This window comes from Isoptericola halotolerans, assembly GCF_013149785.1.
Classification (GTDB): domain Bacteria; phylum Actinomycetota; class Actinomycetes; order Actinomycetales; family Cellulomonadaceae; genus Isoptericola; species Isoptericola halotolerans.
Map to the genome: position 1 here is coordinate 1,229,756 of NZ_JABEZU010000001.1, position 18,073 is coordinate 1,247,828.

The window sequence follows — 18,073 nt, forward strand, 5'->3', positions numbered from 1 at the left end:
GCGGTGCGCCTGCAGTTCATCCTCGTCGAGGTCCTCCAAGGGCTGCGCCGCAACGCCACCATGGTGGTGTCGGTCATCCTTGTGACGTTCGTGTCCCTGATTTTCGTGGGAGCGGCCGCGCTGCTGCAGACCCAGGTCACCAAGCTCAAGGGGGACTGGTACGACCTCGTCGAGGTCTCCGTGTTCCTCTGTCCCGACGGTTCCACCGTCCCCACCTGTGCGGAGGGGGAAGCGACCGAGGCGCAGATCGAGGCGGTCGAGCGCGCCATCGACACCGAGCTCGGCGACCTCGTGGCGACCACGTACTTCGAGTCGAAGACCGAGGCCTTCGAGGCCTTCAGCGCGCGCTACCCCGACGGGTACCAGGGCACCCAGCTCACCGAGGAGGACATGCAGGCGTCCTACCGCCTCCAGCTGGCCGACCCCGAGCAGTACCAGGTCGTGGACGACGTGCTGGGAGGTCGGGACGGCGTCGAGGTGATCGAGGACCAGCGGGCCGCCTTCGAGCCGCTCTTCCTCGCCCTGAACCGGGCCTCGCTGGTCGCCGTCGGGCTGGCGGCCGTCATGCTGCTCGCCGCCGCGCTGCTCATCACCACCACGATCCGCCTCTCCGCCGTGTCGAGACGGCGAGAAACAGGCATCATGCGTCTCGTGGGTGCCTCGAACCTCTTCGTGCAGCTCCCCTTCATGCTGGAGGGGGCGATCGCCGCGCTCGTGGGAGCCGTCCTGGCGGTGGGCGGGCTGTGGCTCGCCGTGCAGTACCTGGTGGTCGACTGGCTCGCCCAGTCCGTCGACTGGGTCAACTACGTCACGACTGCCGACGTGCTCGCCATCGCCCCGCTGCTGCTCGGCGTCGCCGTGGCGCTCGCCGTCGTGTCCTCCGTCGTCACCCTGCACCGATACACGAGGGTGTGATCCCGTGAGTCAGCGTCCTGTGTCCCGCCTGCGCCGGATCGTCGGCGCCGCCGTCGTCGGCCTGCTCGTGCTGGGGCCGTCGGCGCCCGCGCTGGCCGACGAGATCGACGACCAGCGCGCCGCCGCCGAGCGGGAGAAGCGTGAGAAGGACGCGGAGCGGGAGGAGCTCGAGCTCGCGCTGGAGGACACCAACGCCGACTTCGCTCAGGCCGTGCTCGATCTCAACGCCGTCGAGGCCCGGCTGCCGGTCGCGCAGGCCGAGCTCGCCGAGGCGCAGGCCGCGTTGGCCGAGGCGCGTCGCAAGGCGGAGGTCCTCGCCACGCGCCTCGCGGACGCGGAGGACGAGGAGACCAGGATCTCGACCGAGATCGCCGACGGCGAGGGGCAGGCCGAGGCCGCGCGCTCCGACGTCGTGGCCATGGCTCGTGAGGCGTACCGGCGGGGCGACGACGTCAGCGCGCTCGGTCTGGTCACCGGCGCGCAGTCGACCCGCGAGTTCCTCGAGGACATGGCCGTCAACTCCTCGGCCGCCCGGAGCCAGTCACGTGCTGTCGCCGAGCTGCAGGAGGCAGAGACGGTGGCGCGCAACCAGGAGGCCCGGCTCGTCGCGATCCGCGAGACCATCGCCGAGCTCAAGGCCGAGGCCGACGCGAACGTCGTCGTCGCCCAGGAGGCCGAGCAGGCCGCCGTCGAGCGCAAGGCCGAGGTCGAACAGCTCATCGCGGAGCAGGAACAGCTCAAGGCCACCATCGAGGAGCGACGCGACGAGACCGTCGCCGAGCTCGAGGAGAACGAGGCCCAGCGCGCGACCCTCCAGGACGAGATCCAGGAGATCATCGTCAAGCAGGAGGAGCGCGACCGGCGCCTCGAGGAGGAGCGCAAGCAGCGCGAGGCCGAGGAGCGCAGGCAACGCGAGGCCGAGCAGAAGCGCGAGGCCGAGCGGCAGGCGCAGCGTGAGGCGGCTGAGCGCGAGAGCTCCCGTGGCGGCGGAGGGGGCGGCGGCTCCGGCTCCGGCGGCTCCGGCGGCGGCGGTGGCGGTGGCGGTGGCGGCTCCAGCTCCGGTGGCTCCGGTGGGGGCTCCGGCGGCGGTGGCGGTGGCGGCTCCAGCTCCGGCGGTGGTGGCGGCGGTGGAGGGGGCGGCGGCTCCGTGTCGGGTCCGTTCCTCGGCTGGCCGACGAACTACCGGGTGGTCACGAGCTCGTACGGCCAACGCTTCCACCCGATCTACAACGCGTGGCGGCTGCACGCCGGGACGGACATCCGTTCCTACTGCGGCACCCCCATCTACTCGGCGCAGAGCGGTTACGTCGAGCAGGCGTACTACGGCAGCGGTCCGGGCAACAACGTGCTCATCAACCACGGGCGGCACAAGGGCGACAACGTCATGAGCCGGTACCTGCACCTGTCGCGCGACGTCGTCAGCGTGGGCCAGAAGGTCTCGAAGGGCGAGATCATCGGCTACTCGGGCAGCTCGGGCAGCTCGACGGCGTGCCACCTGCACTTCGAGGTGTTCGTCAACGGTCGCACGGTGGACCCGATGGGCGGCTGGCTCAACTGAGGCGGGCGTGACTATTCGCTGGACCGGCGCCGTCGGCCGCGTATCCTGGAATGTCGCTGACGCACGAACGTTGTAGCCCGCAGAGCAGGGAGGGAGAGCCATGTCCAACAAGGCCAAGGGTGCCAAGAAGAAGCAGGACGACCCGCGCCAGGTCGTGGCGAACAACAAGAAGGCGCGCCACGACTTCACGATCGAGGACGTCTTCGAGGCCGGGATCGTGCTGTCCGGGACCGAGGTCAAGGCGTTGCGCATGGGCCGGGCGTCGCTGGTGGACGGCTATGTCGCGATCGACCACGACGAGGCCTGGCTCGAGAACGTCCATATCCCTGAGTACTTCCAGGGCACGTGGAACAACCACGCCCCGAAGCGCAAGCGCAAGCTGCTGCTGCACCGCGAGGAGATCGACCGCCTCGGGGTGAAGTCCCGGGAGAAGGGGCACACGATCGTGCCGCTGCGGCTGTACTTCCTCGACGGCCGGGCCAAGGTGGAGATCGCGCTGGCCCGAGGCAAGAAGGAGTACGACAAGCGCCAGACCCTGCGTGAGCAGCAGGACATGCGCGAGGCGCGGCGGGCCATCCGCCACAAGGAGCTCCTGGGCTGAGCCGGGCCGTCGCCGCGCACGCAGCGTGCACGACGGCGGTGCCCGCTCAGCGTTCGGCCGCCGGCACGGTGCCGGGCATCCACAGGAACTGGACGCGTTCCATGAGGGCCTTGCGCTGGGTGTTCTGGAACGCGGCGACGGACCAGCTCCCGTCTCCGTCGGCACGCACGAGCGTGTACGTCTGGACCTTGGTCGGGGTGCCGGGGGTGTCCCCCTCGTAGGTGTCGCCGCGGACGGTCAGGACGGCGACGTCGTGCGTGAGGAAGCGCAGGGCGAGGTAGGAGCTGTCCAGGCGGGTGCCCTCCAGCACGTCCTCGAACAGGGCGGCGTGGCTGTCGACGATGTCCTGGCGTCCGACGTAGTGCGTCCCGGCGAACGTGGTGTAGGTCGCGTCCGCCGTGAAGGCGGCACCGTAGGCCTCGGCGTCGTGGGCGGCCCAGGACGCTTCGAGCCCTTCGACGACGGCGCAGACGTCGGCGGCCGCGTCGGGGTCGCCGGTGCCGCTCACCGGTGCGTCGGCGCAGTCGGCGACCCCGCCGGCGGCGACCCCGCTCGTGCCGTGCAGGTAGACGGTGCCGCCCACGGCAGCGAGGGTGACGGCGGTTGCCGCACCGGCGGCCACCCACCACCACCGGAACCGTCGGGGGCCTGTCGTGAAGTCGGTCCCGGTGTCGGAGCCGGTGTCGGCGGCGGCGTCGAACGGGGCGGTCTGCGTGGTCATCGTTGTCCTCCGGGGTTCATGAGATAATGAGTGTGTGCATGCAACTATTGCACGTGTGCAACTAAGGAGCAACCGTGGACCTCACCACCGCCTACCGCCGCTACCTCGCCGCCGTGGTGCGCTTCCACCTGGCGGCTGCCGACGCCGGCGGCCTGGGCGCGACCGACTATCAGGCGGCGAGCCTGCTCGACTCCGAGGGGCCGATGACGTCCGGAGAGCTGGGGCGGATGCTCCGGTTGTCGCCCAGCGCGACGACCCGCGCGGTCGATCGGCTGATCGCGGCCGGCATCGCCGAGCGGGCGGCCGACCCGGACGACCGGCGTCGGATCCTCGTCCGGCACACCGGCCTGCTGCCCGACGGGCTGCTCGACCTCCTCGCGCGCGTGCAGGAACCCATCGGGGCGGCCGTCGCCGGGCTGACGGACGCGCAGCGGGAGGGGCTGGAGGTCTACCTGCGCGCTGCGACCGAGGCGTACCGCGGCGCCCTCGATCGGTGACCGGCGCCACGGCGGCCCGGCGGGGAATTATCCGTGCGGTCACCGCTGTTGGTGCACTACGATGGAACGACCGGCCCCAGGGTCGGTGCTTGACAACACCACAGGGGCTGATCGGTTTCGACGGTGGTCGTGATTCCAGGAGAAGCGGGCCGAGGAGGCAGGCTCATCTCGTGAACGATGCCTGCAAACCAATAGGTGCCGATAACAAGCGCACCGACTTCGCCCTCGCCGCCTGAGCGAGCCTCGAAGTCCGTGAGCCCGGGGTTCGCTCTCGACCCGGTCGCTCACGTCATCTAGAGAGCCACTGCTCGCAGTCCTCGTCGTCGGGACTGCGGGGACTCTCAGGCGACTGAGCCCGTCCACACCTTGTCTGCGTGAGTGTGGGGGCTGAGAAAAGCACAGCAGACTGCGCCCGGAGAAGTCCTGGAACAGCGTCACCGGACCCGGGTTCGATTCCCGGCAGCTCCACCCCGTGCACAAGGCCCGGACCCTGCCAGCAGCTGGCAGGGCCCGGGCCTTGTCGTCGTTCCCGGCAGGTGCGCGCAGGACGCGTGGACCGCGTCGAGCCGGGGTCGAGCCGCGGGTGCCGGGCGCGGCACACTGGGCTCATGTCCGTGACCGCACTCGTCGATCTCCTCGCCGCCCCTCCGGCGCTCCCGGTCACCAGCGGCCTCGACGAGCTCCAGGCGGCGGTGCGGGCCTCCGGGACGGCGGTGCTGCAGTCCCCGCCGGGGAGCGGGAAGACGACCCTGGTCCCGCCCTCGCTCGCCGTCGCCCTGGGTGGCCGGGTGGTCGTCACCCAACCACGCCGGATCGCCGCTCGCGCCGGTGCTCGCCGGCTCGCGGGGCTCCTCGGTGAGCCCGTCGGCCGGACGGCCGGCTTCTCGGTGCGCGGTGACCGGCAGGCAGGCCCGGGGACTCTCGTGGAGTTCGTCACCGCCGGCACCCTGCTGCGCCGCCTGCAGCGCGACCCGGAGCTCCCCGGGGTCAGCGCCGTCGTGCTCGACGAGATCCACGAGCGGCAGGTCGACGGCGACCTCCTGCTCGCCGTGCTGACCGAGGTGCGCGCCGCGCTGCGCGAGGACCTCGTGGTCGTGGCCATGTCCGCCACCCTCGAGGCGGACCGCGTCGCCGGCCTGCTCGGCGCCGGGACGTCCGTGGTCACCGTGCCGGGAGCGCTGCACCCGGTCTCGACCGTCTGGTGCCCGGGGCCGCGCACGGCACCGCGACTGACGCCGTCGGGCACCAGCCGTGAGTTCCTCGGTCATGTCACCGACGTCCTGGGGCGAGCGCTGCAGGAACAGTCCGGCGACGTCCTGGTCTTCCTGCCGGGCGCCCGGGAGGTCGACGACGTGGTGCGCCGCGCCCGTTCCGCCTGGGCCGGGGTCGACGTGCTGCCGCTGCACGGACGGCTGCCCGGCGCCGAGCAGGACCGCGCCCTGCGGCCGACGGAGAACCGCCGCGTCGTCGTCTCGACGGCGGTCGCGGAGTCCTCGCTCACCGTCCCGGGTGTCCGCGTCGTGGTGGACGCGGGCCTGGCCCGCGAGCCCCGGACGGACCACCACCGGGGTCTGGCCGGACTCGTCACGTGCAGCGTGAGCCAGGCCGCCGCCGAGCAGCGCGCCGGTCGGGCCGGGCGTCAGGGCCCCGGGACGGTGTACCGGTGCTGGTCCGCGGCGGAGCACGCCGGGCTGGCGCGCCACCCCCGGCCCGAGATCCTCACCGCCGACCTGACCGGCCCGATGCTCGAGCTCGCCCTGTGGGGCGCGCCGGGCGGCAGAGGGCTGGACCTGCTGGACCCGCCCCCGCCGGCGGCTGCCGCGGCTGCCCGGGCCGTGCTCGGTGAGCTCGGCGCCCTGTCGTCCGACGGTACGGTCACGGCGCGGGGCCGGGCGATCGCGGCGGTCGGGACCGACCCGCGTCTGGCCCGGGCGCTCCTGGACGGAGCGGAGACCGTCGGTCCCCGCGTCGCTGCCGAGACCGTCGCACTGCTCGCGACCGACGGCGGCCCGAGCGACGTCGACCTGGCGGCGGCGCTGCGACGCCAGCGTTCCGCCCCGGGGCGGGGCAGCGCCTGGCGGCGCGAGGCGGACCGCTGGGAGCGGGTCGTCGCGCCGTCGAGCCGGGTCGCGCCGTCGAGCCGGGTCGCGCGGGACGACCGGGCCGCCACCTCGTCCGGGATGCCCGTGATGAGCCTCGATCTCGCCGTCGGGACCGTGACGGCGTTGGCCCATCCTGACCGCATCGCCCGTCGACGGCCGGGCACCGACCGCTACCTCATGGCGGGGGGAGCGGGCGCGCGCCTGGCGGGGGGCGCCCTGGCCGGCAGCGAGTGGCTCGCCGTCGCGGACGCGACCCGGTCGCCCGGGCAGCCCGACGCCGTCGTCCGGTCGGCGGTGCCGATCGACGAGGCCACCGCCCGTGAGGCGGGCGCAAGGTTGGTGGAGACCGTGGAGGACGTCGCCTGGCGGGACGGCCGGCTGGTGTCGCGCAGAGTGGTGCGGCTGGGGGCGATCGAGCTGTCTGCGGAACCGTTGAGCCGCCCGCCGTCCGACCTGGTCGCGGCCGCCGTCCGCCAGGGCCTGCGCGCCGAAGGGCTCGACCTGGTGCCGTGGCCACCGGCGGCGGTCTCGCTGCGTCGTCGGCTGGCCTTCCTGCACGCCGCGCTGGGCGAACCGTGGCCGGACGTGTCCGACGAAGCGCTGGAGGAGTGCGTGCCGGCATGGCTCGGGCCGGACCTCGACGGCGTCCGCACCGGCCGGGACCTGCGCCGCCTGGACACGACGACGGCGCTGCGCAGGCTGCTCCCGTGGCCCGAGGCTGCCCGTCTCGACGTGCTGGCCCCCGAGCGGGTCACCGTCCCCACCGGCTCGGCCCTGCGCGTGGACTACTCCGACCCGGCTCGGCCGGTCCTGGCCGTCCGGGTCCAGGAGGTCTTCGGCTGGCAGGGAGCACCCGCCCTGGCCGGTGGCAGGGTGCCGCTGGTCCTGGAGCTGCTCTCGCCGGCGCGCCGGACCGCCGCCGTCACCGCCGACCTCGCGGGCTTCTGGCGCACCGGCTACCCGCAGGTGCGGGCCGAGCTGCGTGGGCGGTACCCCAAGCACCCGTGGCCCGAGGACCCGGCGTCCGCCGGCGCGACGACCCGGACCAAGGGCGCCTCGCGCGGCTGAGCGCCACCCGCGGTCACCGCGCGACGCGCGGAGATCCTGTGAATGCTGGACACTGAGTGCTCACGTCGTCATGGTGGGGGTGCCGACCGTCACCGGAGAGAGGTAGCCATGGCCGAGGGAAAGCTCGACGTCGTCGCCAGGCGGATGGGGCTACGGACCGACCCGATCATCTTCTTCGTCTCGGCCGCGCTCATGGTCGTCTTCCTGGTCCTGCTGCTCGTCTTCCCGACGCCGATCGGCAACGCCTTCGGGCAGGGGCGCGAGTGGATCGTCACCAACCTCGGATGGTTCTTCATCCTCGGCGTGACCGTCTGGCTGCTCTTCCTCGCCTACGTCGCGCTGAGCCGCTACGGCCACCTGCGGCTCGGGCCGGACGACTCCCGCCCGGAGTACAGCAACCTGTCGTGGTTCGCGATGCTCTTCGCCGGCGGGATCGGGACCGTCCTGATGTTCTGGGGCGTGGCTGAGCCGATCTCGCACTTCGCGGAGCCACCGCTGGCCGACGTCCAGCCGTACTCCAGCGAGGCGGCCGAGAACGCGATGTCGATCTCGCTCTACCACCTGAGCCTGCACACCTGGGCGATCTTCACGCTGCCCGGGCTCGCGTTCGGGTACTTCGTCTACCGGCACAAGCTGCCGCTGCGGGTGAGCTCGGTCTTCTACCCGTTCCTCAAGGAGCGGATCTACGGGCCGATCGGCCGCACGATCGACATCTTCGCCGTGCTCGGGACGCTCTTCGGCATCGCGGTGTCGCTGGGCCTGGGCACGTCACAGATCGGGGCCGGCATCGGTGCGCTCTTCCCCGACGTCGACAACGGCATGTGGTTGCAGGTCGGTGTGATCACGGTGCTCACGATCGTGGCGGTCGCGTCGATCGTGGCCGGGCTCGACAAGGGCGTGAAGCGCCTGTCGAACCTCAACATCCTCATGGCCGTCGGCCTGATGATCTTCGTGCTCGTCTCCGGCGACACCGTCTTTCTGCTGCGGCAGATCCCGCAGAGCATGGGTGTCTACCTGCAGGACCTGGTGGGCCTGGCGTTCTGGAACGACGCCATGTCTCCGTTCACGAAGACGGACGGCTGGGGCTGGCAGGGCGGCTGGACGGTCTTCTACTGGGCCTGGACGGTCACGTGGGCTCCCTTCATGGGCGTGTTCCTGGCCCGGATCTCCCGCGGCCGGACGATCCGGCAGTTCGTCGGCGGGGTGCTCATCGCGCCGTCGTTGTTCACGGCCGTGTGGTTCGTCGTCTTCGGCTGGTCGGCCATGGAGCTCGACGGCATCGACGGCACCGGTGGCCCGATCTCCGAGGCGGTCTCCGTGGACGTCGCCCTGGCCATGTTCACGTTCTTCGAGAACTACCCGGCGGCGACCCTCGTCTCGGGGATCGCCGTCGTGGTGGTCGCGCTGTTCTTCGCGACGTCGTCCGACTCGGCCTCGCTGGTCATCGACATGCTCTGCGTGGGGACCCCCGACTCCGGCCCCACGCGCCAGCGGGTCTTCTGGGGTGTGAGCGAGGGCGCCCTGGCGGCCTCGCTGATCATCCTGGGCGGTCTGACCAACGCCGACGGGATCGGCGCGTTGCAACAGGTGATCACCGTGATCGGCCTGCCCATCTTCGTCCTCGTGTTCCTCATGATGTTCAGCCTGATCAAGGCCCTGAGCACCGAGCGGCGCGCAGCCATCGAGGCGCAGTTCGCGGGCGTCCTCGAGAAGCGGGACCGCGCGGCGCGTGGTCGCCCCAAGGTGGCGGGACAGGGTCGTGCGCGGGAGAGCAGCGACGAGCCCCTGGTGCCGGTCGAGGACGGCGACAACGGCGAGGGACCGGTCGACAGAGACTGATTGTCAGGAAACCTGTCCAATTGGCTAGGGTGGGTGGTGTGCCTCACGCCACACCGCCGACGACGCCGGTCCCCACCGTCCCCGCCCCCCGTACCGCCACCCTCGCCCCCGGCGAGCACCGCCTCGTCCACGGTGCCCGCGTGCAGGCGCACCCGCTGCTCGCCCCCGCGGCACGGTGGTGGCGCCGCACCACCGAGGAGAGCAGCGGGATCGACCTCGTGGCGCACGACCCGACGCACGCGGCGGACGCCGGCTCGCCGGACACAGCCGCCACGGTGCGCTTCGACGTCGACGACGGTCTCGCCCGGGGGGCGTACACGCTCGACGTCGACCCGGCCGTCGTGCGTGTGGCGGCCGCCGACCTGCCCGGAGCGTTCGCCGCCGCCCAGACGCTGCGTCAGCTCGCCGGCGCCGCCGCCTTCCGACGCGCCGGGGGCGCTCCGCTCGTGCTGCCGGCCCTGCGCGTCGCCGACGCGCCGCAGCACCACTGGCGCGGGGTGATGCTGGACGTCGCCCGGCACTTCCTGCCGAAGGCGGACCTGCTGCGGTTCGTCGACCTCGCGGCAGCCCACCACCTCAACGTGCTGCAGCTCCATCTCACCGACGACCAGGGCTGGCGGGTCGAGATCCAGCGCTACCCCCGGCTGACCCAGGTCGGCGGCTGGCGCCGCGAGACCACCGTCGGGCGCAGCGGCGCCCCTGACGGCCGGCCGCACGGCGGGTACTACAGTGCCGACGACCTGCGCGAGGTCGTCGCCTACGCGCGCGAGCGCGGGATGATGGTCGTGCCCGAGATCGACGTGCCGGGGCACGTCCAGGCGGCGCTCGCGGCCTATCCCGAGCTCGCTGCGCGCCCGGGCGCGCACGAGGTCTGGACCTCGTGGGGCATCAGCGAGGACGTGCTCGACCCGTCCGAGACGACCCTGGCCTTCTTCCGGGACGTCCTGGACGAGGTCTGCCAGGTCTTCGATGCGCCGTTCGTCGCGCTCGGCGGCGACGAGGTGCCGACCACCACCTGGCAGGGGCGCCCCGACATCGTGGAGCGGGCCGCGGCACTGGGCCTGACGACCGACGGCGCCCCGGACGTCGCGCGGCTGCACGGCTGGTTCCTCGCCCGCCTCGCCGACCACCTGCGCACCCGGGGACGCCGCGCCCTCGTGTGGGACGAGGCCTTCGGCCCGGACCTGCCCCAGGATGCCGTCGTCCTCGCCTGGCGTGGTCACACCGTCGCCCTGGACGCGCTCGCCGCGGGGCACGACGTCGTCCTGGCGCCCGAGCAGGAGGTGTACCTCGACCACCGTGCCGCCGATGGACCGGACGAGCCCGTGCCCGTCGGGTTCGTGCGCACCACCGCCGACGTCTACGCCTTCGAGGTGATGCCACGGGCCGCGCGGGCCGCGCGCCCCGACCTGCCGGCGGTTCTGCCGGGACGGCTGCTGGGCGCCCAGGCCCAGGTGTGGACCGAGCACCTGGACTCCGCGCGGCGCGTCGACTACGCCGCGTTCCCCCGGCTGGCGGCCTTCGCCGAGGCCGTCTGGACCACCGACCCCACCCCGCGCGGCCTCGGCGGGACGGCTTCCGCGGCGTTCCTGGAGCGCCTGCACGACGCCCACCTGCCACGGCTCGCCGCGGCCGGGGTCGAGTTCCGCCCCCCGGGCGGCCCGCACCCGTGGCAGCAGCGGCCCGGCGTCGAGGGGCGGCCGCGCGACCTGGCCGCCGAGCGCGCCGTCGCGGGCTGGGACGGTCTCGGCGGATGGGTCGCCGGGCGTGACGGGGCCGAGCCGGAGCAGGCGGCCACCCCCGGGGGCGCGGCATGAACCGATGGTCCGTCGACGTCGTGCGCGGGGCGGTGCTGCCCCGGCCGGACGGCAGCCTCACGGCTCCGCAGGACGTGCTGCTCGACGGCGGTCGGGTGCGTGCCGTCGAACGCGCCGGGCGGCGGCACGGTGAGCGGGTGCTCGACGCCGAGGGCCGGCTCGTGCTGCCCGGGTTCGTCGACGCCCACGTCCACGGCGGCGGCGCCGTGTTCGACCCGGGCGTGCAGCACGCGCTGCTGCGCCAGGGCGTCACGGCGATCGTCACCGGGGCCGACGGGGTCGGGTTCGCGCCGTCCGACGACGCGGGTGCCGCCTGGGCCGCCGACTACTTCGCCGGGATCGACGGGGACCACCCGGGCTTCGGCGGTGGGAGCCTCGCCGGGCTGCTGGCCACCTACGACGGCGCGACACCGGTCAACGTCGCGGCGCTCGTGCCGCACGGCACGCTGCGCCGGACCGTCGTCGGCACCGACCCGCGCGCGGCCACACCCGGGGAGATCTCGCGCATGGTCGCGATGGCCCGGCAGGGCTTCGCGGACGGTGCCGTCGGTCTGTCGACCGGCCTGGAGTACGTCCCGGCGGCCTGGGCTCGCGACGACGAGCTGCGCGCGGTCGTCGCCGTGGCGGCCGAGCACGGGCTGCCGCACGTGTCGCACATGCGCGGATACGAGGACCGGGCCGGCCCCGCCCTCGCCGAGCTGCTCGACCTGGCGGCAGCCACCGGGGCTGCCACGCACGTGTCGCACCTGCACGGGCCGGCGGAGCCGATCCTCGCGGTCCTCGACGGCGTCGACGTCACCTTCGACTCCTACCCGTACCTGCGGGGCTGCTCCCTCCTGGCGATGGTCGCGCTGCCCACGTGGCTGCCCCTCGCCGACCCCGACGCCACGGTCGCGGCCCTGGACGCCCCGGCGAGCGCCCGACGGCTGCGTGACCACCTCGAGGGCCTGCACGACCTGTGGCCACGGGTGACGCTGGCCTGGGTGCCCGGCCTGGATCCGCACGAGGGTGACGTGGCGGGCCGGGCCCTGACCGACGTGGCCGCGGACTGGGGCGTGCCGCCGTCGGTCGCGGCCCTGCGTGTCCTGCGTGCCTCCCGGCTGCGGGCCAGCTGTGTCTTCGCGCAGCCACCCACCGGCACGGCCGCGGCGCTCCGGACCCTCGCGAACCACCCCGGCCACCTCGCCGGCTCGGACGCGATCTACCAGCCCGTCGGAGCGGCGACGGCGCACGGCCGACCGCACCCGCGCGGGTGGGGTGCCTTCGCCCGGCTGCTGGCCGAGCAGGTGCGCGCCACGGGGGACTGGACGTGGCACGACGCCGCCGAGCACCTCTCGGCGCGGGCCGCACGCCGGTTCGCCCTGGCCGGGCGTGGCAGCGTCAGCGCGGGCGCCGTCGCCGACCTGGTGCTGGTCGACCCGGAGGCGGTGGCCGACCGGGCGACCTACGACGACCCTCGCGCCCTCGCCGTCGGCATCGACGACGTCCTCGTCGCCGGCCGGCGGGTGCTCACGGACGGCGAGCTGACCCGGGCGCGGCCGGGACGCGGCCTGCGGGCCGCGACCAAGCCCCGGACGGACCGCGCCGACCACGACAGGAGCACGCCATGAGGATCGACGACCCCGGCCGGACCTGGCCGTTGCTCACGCTTGACCGCGCCGCCGTCGAGCACAACGTCGCCACCGTGTCCGCGGCGCTGGCGGTCGCGGGCGTCGAGCACGCACCGCACGTCAAGACGCACATGTCGCGCGAGCTGTGGGAGCAGCAGGGCGCGGCGGGTGCCTGGGGGGCCACGGTCGCGACCCCCGGCCAGCTCCGCACGGTCCTGCGCTGGGGCACGGCACGACGGTTGCTGCTCGCCAACGAGCTCGTCGACCCGCGGGACGCGGCCCGGCTGCGGGTCGCGCTCGATGAGGGGGCGGCCGAGGAGGTGTGGGTCTGCGTGGACTCCGCCCACGGCGTCGAGGTGCTCCGTCGCGCGTTCGACGGCGTGGCCCACCGCAGGCTCGGCGTGCTCGTCGAGCTCGGCGTCGACGGCGGCCGCACCGGCGTCCGGACCGTCGAGGGGGTGGCGGTGCTCGCCGCCGCGGTCGCCGACGCGGGCCTGCGGGTGGTGGGTGTCAGCGGCTACGAGGGTCCGGTCGCCTCCGGGACCAGCACCGCGGAGCTGGACGCGGTGGCGCGCTGGTGCGCGTCGCTGGGCGACGCCGGTGCTGCCGTCGAGCACCTCGTCGAGGGCCCCGTGGTCCTGTCGGCCGGTGGCAGCGCCTTCGCCGACGTGGTCGTGCGCCGGCTCACCGCGCTCCGCGGCGCGCGGGTGGTCGTGCGGTCGGGCGCCTACGTGGCGCACGACCAGGGCCACTACGCGCACGCCGACCCGTGGACGCGGCTGGGGGTCGCGCCGCTGCGCCCGGCGATCACCGTGTGGGCGGCGGTGCTGTCCGCACCGGAGCACGGTCTGGCCGTGTGCGGCCTCGGACGGCGCGACGTCTCGTTCGACCTGCACCTGCCGACACCGCTGGTCGCGCGCAGCACCGACCACGAGGGACGGTTGGACCGTCCGCGCGCCGTGGACGCCCGGGTGACCGCTCTGGACGACCAGCACGCCTACCTGCGGGTGCCCGACGACGACCTGTCCCCGGGGGACGTGGTCGGTTTCGGTGTCTCGCACCCGTGCACCACGTTCGACAAGTACCGCACAGGACTGCTCACCGACGGTGACCAGGTCACCGGCGTCCTGACGTTCGAGTTCTCGGAGGAACCATGACCAAGACCGCCGTGTCGACCTCGCAGGCGCCCGCACCGGCGCACACCTTCCACCAGGGGGTGCGCCGGGGGCCGTTCGTCCAGGTCTCCGGGCAGGGGCCGGTGGACCCGGCGTCGGGGGAATATCTCCACCCGGGGGACGTCGCGGCACAGACGACGCGCACGCTGGAGAACGTGCGCGCGATCGTCGAGGCCGCCGGCGCGACGTTCGACGACGTCGTGATGCTGCGGGTCTACCTCACCACGCGCGAGGACTTCGCGGCGATGAACGAATCCTACGGGGAGTTCGTCGCCCGGCACTGCCCGTCGGGCGTCCTGCCGAGCCGCACCACGGTGATGGTCGGGCTCCCGCGTCCCGAGATGCTCGTGGAGATCGACGCCTTCGCTGTCACCGACTGAGGCTGCCGCCCGTCTCTCAGGGGCCCGGCGTCGGCTCGGTGACGGCAGCTGTGTCGTCCGTACCCGGCGCGGTGGACGCCCGCTTGCGGCGACGCACCAGCCGGTAGGCGACGTAGCCGACGACGGCGAGGGCGAGCCAGGGCAGCAGGAAGCCCACGACCAGCACGACGGTCTCCACGGTCGCGACGAGCGCGTTCCACCCCGTGGACAGCCCGCCGGTGAAGCCGCCGCGAGGGGCGCTGATCTGGGTGGCGGGTGCCTCGATCTGCACGTGCAGCGTGGACATCGCGACCTGGTCGCTCAGGGCGTCGCGCTGCGCGGACAACGAGTCGAGCTCGGCCTGGCGCTGCGAGAGCTCCCGCTCGACCTCGAGCAGGTCGGCGGTGGAGCCTGCCGCCGCCAGGAGCTCGGTGAGCCGGTCGGTGGAGGTGGTGAGCGCCGAGATCCGGGCGTCGAGGTCCTGTCCCTGGCTGGTGACGTCGGTGCTGGACACGTCCATGTCCTGGACGGTGCCCAGGTCCCTGATGGCCTCGACGGCGCTGGACGTGCGGTCGGCGGGGACCCGCACCGTCAGGCTGGCCGAGCCGGGGGAGTCGCCGTCGCCCGGGCTCTCGTGCCGTTCCTCGACGTGGCCGCCTGCCTGCTCGACGAGGCGGACCAGCTCGGCCGCGGTGGCGGTCGGCTCCTCGGAGACCAGCCGCACGTGCCCGGTGACGACGACCTCCCGGTCGACCACGCTGGACGAGCTGCCGCCGTCCTCGGCGGCGGCGGTGGCGTCCGCGACGGCCGCCGCCTCACCGGCGGACTCCTCGGCGGTCGTGTCGGCGTACCCGGCGTCGGAGTCGTCCGCGCCGGAGCCGGAGCAGGCCGCGAGCCCGAGGGCGAGGACCGCGGCGACGACGGCGGTCGAGGCGCGACGAGTGAGGGGGTGGATCGGCATGGGGTCGACTCTAGGCGGCTGACCTGCCCAGACGCGCGGTGTGAGAGTGATCGTGATGCGACCGTGCCGTGACCGTGACCTCCGTCCCGGACAGTGGGACGGGCGCTGCCGACCTGATGATTACGATCGGGTAACGAAGGTCTGCGGACGATGGACAGGGAGTCTGTTAAGACGCTCTACTAACAAACATGACCACGACGACGACGCGCACCAGCCGACGGGGACTGGGCGGCGGTCTGCGAGCCACCTCCAAGGTGCTGCCCGAGCACGCGAGGGCGCACAACCGCTCCCTCGTGCTCCAGCACCTGTTCCACGAGGGCCCCACGTCGAGGGCCGGCCTGGCGCGGGCGACGGGTCTGACCCGCGTCACGATCTCCGACCTCGTGGGCGTCCTGCTGGCCGAGGATCTCGTCGAGGAGCTCGGGACGCAGCCGGGCCGCCGGGTGGGCAAGCCGGCGATCCTCGTCGGGATGCGCACCGACGCCTACCAGATCGTCGCGGTCGACCTCTCCGACGACACCATGCTGCGCGGCGCCGTGCTGACCCTCACGGGGGAGGCCGTCGTGCGGCAGTCGCTCGAGGTGGGCCCCCGGCGCGGCGACGACCTGGTCGACCTGATCGCGCGCTTCGCCCGCCGCCTCGTCGCGGCGGCCACTCGTCCCGTCATCGGGGTGGGCGTCGGCTCGCCAGGCGTGGTCGACGGCGCCGGGCGCATCGTCGAGGCACCGAACGTCGAGTGGCGGGACCTGCCGCTCGCCGCACTCCTCTCCGACCGGCTGGGCCTGCCGGTGCACGTCGCCAACGACGCGAACTCCGCAGCGCTCGCCGAGTACACCTACGGCGGCGCCGCCGACTCCATGCTGGTGCTCACCGTGGGCCAGGGTGTCGGCGCGGGCGTCATGGTCGACGGCGCCCGGGTGCACGGCGCTGCCGACGCGGCCGGCGAGCTCGGGCACGTCACCGCCGTCGACGACGGGCTGCCGTGCGCCTGCGGGCGGACCGGGTGCCTCGAGACCGTCCTGTCGGTGCCGGCGCTGCGCCGGGCTGTCGACGGTCTCGACCGCGCGACGGCCGACGCGGTGCTGGCCGACGTCGGGCGCACCCTCGGCAAGGCCCTCGCCCCCGTGGTCGGCGCGCTCAACCTCGGTGAGGTCCTGCTCTCGGGCCCACCGGAGCTGCTCGGTGGGGCGTTGCGTGCCGCGGCCCACGAGACCCTCGTGGCGCGCACCATGCCGGCCACCGCGGCCGGCCTCAACCTCCGGATGGCGTCGCTGGACGACGACGTCGTGCTCGCCGGCGCTGCCGTGCTCGTGCTCGGTGCCCAGCTCGGAGTCTCCTGACCGTCCCCTGACCTGCCCTTGACCGACTTCCTCCGGTGCCGACCGGCACCGGCCGACCCTTACCCCAATTTGGAAGGAAACCGAAGCAGTGAGAAGAACACGCACCGTCGTCGCTGCGGCGTCGACCATCACGCTCGCCCTCACCCTCGCCGCCTGCAGCACGGACGACGGCCCTGCCGAGTCCACCGACGGCGAGAACACCGACTCCGCAGAGGTGGAGCCGGCGGACATCACGCTCTGGGTCGCCGGCGGTGACACGCCCGACGAGCTGCGCACCTACCTCGTCGACACCTTCGCCGAGGAGAACCCTGGCTCCACCCTCTCGATCGAGGAGCAGGACTGGGGCGACCTCGTCACCAAGCTGACGACCGCGCTGCCCGACGCCGCCAACACCCCGGACGTCGTCGAGATCGGCAACACCCAGTCGCCGACCTTCACCAACGCCGGCGCCTTCCGGGAGATCTCCCCGGAGCTGTACGAGGAGCTCGGCGGCGACAACCTGCTGCCGTCGTTCGTCGAGGCCGGCTCCGTCGACGGCACCGTCTACGCGCTGCCGTACTACTTCGGTTCGCGCTACATGTTCTTCCGCGCGGACATCTGGGACGAGGCCGGTGTCGAGGCCCCCGAGACCCTGGCGGAGTTCACCGACGTCGTCTCCGAGCTGACCACCGACGAGCTGTCCGGGTTCGCCATGGGCGGCCAGGACTGGCGCAACGGCATCTCCTGGGTCTTCGCCCACGGCGGCGAGCTGGCGGTCAAGGAGGGTGACCAGTGGGTCTCCACCCTGTCCGACCCGAACACCGTGGCCGGGCTGGAGATGTGGCAGGACGTCTACGAGGGCGCCTCGAACCTCCCCGCGACCGAGCGTGACGTCGCCTACTGGGACTTCATGAACGACGCCGAGGACGGCGGGGCTCCCGAGGCCGCGACGATCATGGCGCCGGGCTGGGCCCGCTGGTCCATCGGTGACCTCGTCGAGAACGACGAGGGCGACATGGTCCGCGACGGCATGGCCGACGAGTCGACGTTCGACATCTTCGCCCTCCCGGGCGTCGACGGCGGTCTGGCCCCCGTCTTCGCGGGTGGCTCCAACATGGCGGTGTCGGCCCAGTCCCAGCACCCGGAGCTCTCCGAGAACCTGCTGCGCATCATCTACTCGGACGAGTACCAGACGATGCTCGCGGAGAACGGGCTCGGCCCGGCCAACACCGAGTTCGCCAGCGCCATGGCCACCGACAAGTTCGGCGAGGTGACGGTCGCGACGGCCGAGGCCTCCAAGCTGACCCCGGCCGCCCCGGGCTGGGCCGCCGTCGAGGGCGCCTTCGTCTACGAGGAGCTCTTCCAGAAGATCGCCGAGGGCGGTGACGTGACCGAGATCGCCGCCGAGTTCGACGAGAAGCTCACGCCGATGCTCAACGGCCAGGCCGGCTGACGGTCTCGACCGCACGACCGACCGAACCGACGGGTGGGGCGGCGCTGCCGAACGGCGCCGCCCCGCCCGCCCCATGAC

Annotated in this window: 14 protein-coding genes and 1 other RNA gene; 13 read left to right on the top strand and 2 right to left on the bottom strand. The window is 73.3% G+C overall.

Features of this window, described 5'->3' with window-relative positions; all coding sequences use genetic code 11:
* Positions 1 to 3 precede the first annotated feature (3 nt).
* From ftsX to smpB, 3 genes are all read left to right on the top strand, one after another.
* Positions 4 to 915, top strand: a complete 912-nt coding sequence (ftsX, locus tag HDG69_RS05800) for a permease-like cell division protein FtsX (RefSeq protein ID WP_171782753.1) — start codon at positions 4 to 6, stop codon at positions 913 to 915.
* Between the two features lie 4 nt (positions 916 to 919).
* Entirely contained in the window at positions 920 to 2,473 is a 1,554-nt protein-coding gene (locus HDG69_RS19315) for a peptidoglycan DD-metalloendopeptidase family protein (RefSeq protein ID WP_343036278.1), read from the top strand.
* A 100-nt stretch (positions 2,474 to 2,573) separates the two neighbouring features.
* Positions 2,574 to 3,074 carry an SsrA-binding protein SmpB gene (gene smpB / locus HDG69_RS05810; protein ID WP_171782754.1) on the top strand — a complete coding sequence of 167 codons (501 nt, stop codon included), beginning with the start codon at positions 2,574 to 2,576 and terminating at the stop codon, positions 3,072 to 3,074.
* A gap of 46 nt (positions 3,075 to 3,120) precedes the next feature.
* Here smpB and HDG69_RS05815 read toward each other — a convergent pair whose 3' ends face one another.
* Positions 3,121 to 3,795 carry an SgcJ/EcaC family oxidoreductase gene (locus tag HDG69_RS05815; protein ID WP_171782755.1) on the bottom strand — a complete coding sequence of 225 codons (675 nt, stop codon included), beginning with the start codon at positions 3,793 to 3,795 and terminating at the stop codon, positions 3,121 to 3,123.
* A gap of 74 nt (positions 3,796 to 3,869) precedes the next feature.
* On the opposite strand from HDG69_RS05815, the gene HDG69_RS18865 reads away from it, so the two are divergent.
* From HDG69_RS18865 to HDG69_RS05855, 8 genes are all read left to right on the top strand, one after another.
* Positions 3,870 to 4,292: a MarR family transcriptional regulator gene (locus tag HDG69_RS18865; RefSeq protein ID WP_171782756.1), complete on the top strand. Its 423-nt coding sequence runs from the start codon at positions 3,870 to 3,872 to the stop codon at positions 4,290 to 4,292.
* Between the two features lie 103 nt (positions 4,293 to 4,395).
* Positions 4,396 to 4,763: a transfer-messenger RNA gene (gene ssrA / locus HDG69_RS05825) on the top strand.
* Between the two features lie 137 nt (positions 4,764 to 4,900).
* On the top strand, positions 4,901 to 7,462 hold the full coding sequence (hrpB, locus tag HDG69_RS05830; RefSeq protein ID WP_171782757.1) for an ATP-dependent helicase HrpB: 2,562 nt from the start codon (positions 4,901 to 4,903) through the stop codon (positions 7,460 to 7,462).
* 108 nt (positions 7,463 to 7,570) lie between these two features.
* Positions 7,571 to 9,301, top strand: coding sequence for a BCCT family transporter (locus HDG69_RS05835; protein WP_216645160.1), 1,731 nt, complete (start codon positions 7,571 to 7,573; stop codon positions 9,299 to 9,301).
* A gap of 38 nt (positions 9,302 to 9,339) precedes the next feature.
* On the top strand, positions 9,340 to 11,118 hold the full coding sequence (locus tag HDG69_RS05840) for a family 20 glycosylhydrolase (RefSeq protein WP_171782758.1): 1,779 nt from the start codon (positions 9,340 to 9,342) through the stop codon (positions 11,116 to 11,118).
* A complete protein-coding gene (locus tag HDG69_RS05845; protein ID WP_171782759.1) occupies positions 11,115 to 12,728 on the top strand; it encodes an N-acyl-D-amino-acid deacylase family protein in 1,614 nt (537 codons plus the stop codon). The genes HDG69_RS05840 and HDG69_RS05845 overlap by 4 nt, the downstream gene beginning before the upstream one ends.
* Positions 12,725 to 13,885 (top strand): alanine racemase, encoded by a 1,161-nt coding sequence (locus HDG69_RS05850; RefSeq protein WP_171782760.1) that lies wholly within the window; start codon positions 12,725 to 12,727, stop codon positions 13,883 to 13,885. Before HDG69_RS05845 ends, HDG69_RS05850 begins: the two co-directional genes overlap by 4 nt.
* Positions 13,882 to 14,283 carry a RidA family protein gene (locus tag HDG69_RS05855; RefSeq protein WP_171782761.1) on the top strand — a complete coding sequence of 134 codons (402 nt, stop codon included), beginning with the start codon at positions 13,882 to 13,884 and terminating at the stop codon, positions 14,281 to 14,283. The genes HDG69_RS05850 and HDG69_RS05855 overlap by 4 nt, the downstream gene beginning before the upstream one ends.
* A 16-nt stretch (positions 14,284 to 14,299) precedes the next feature.
* Here the strand turns inward: HDG69_RS05855 and HDG69_RS05860 are convergent, their stop codons facing one another.
* Positions 14,300 to 15,223, bottom strand: coding sequence for a DUF4349 domain-containing protein (locus tag HDG69_RS05860; protein ID WP_171782762.1), 924 nt, complete (start codon positions 15,221 to 15,223; stop codon positions 14,300 to 14,302).
* Positions 15,224 to 15,411: 188 nt separating this feature from the next.
* On the opposite strand from HDG69_RS05860, the gene HDG69_RS05865 reads away from it, so the two are divergent.
* Positions 15,412 to 16,563: an ROK family protein gene (locus HDG69_RS05865; RefSeq protein WP_171782763.1), complete on the top strand. Its 1,152-nt coding sequence runs from the start codon at positions 15,412 to 15,414 to the stop codon at positions 16,561 to 16,563.
* Between the two features lie 88 nt (positions 16,564 to 16,651).
* Positions 16,652 to 17,995, top strand: a complete 1,344-nt coding sequence (locus HDG69_RS05870; protein ID WP_171782764.1) for an extracellular solute-binding protein — start codon at positions 16,652 to 16,654, stop codon at positions 17,993 to 17,995.
* The last annotated feature ends 78 nt before the right edge of the window (positions 17,996 to 18,073 follow it).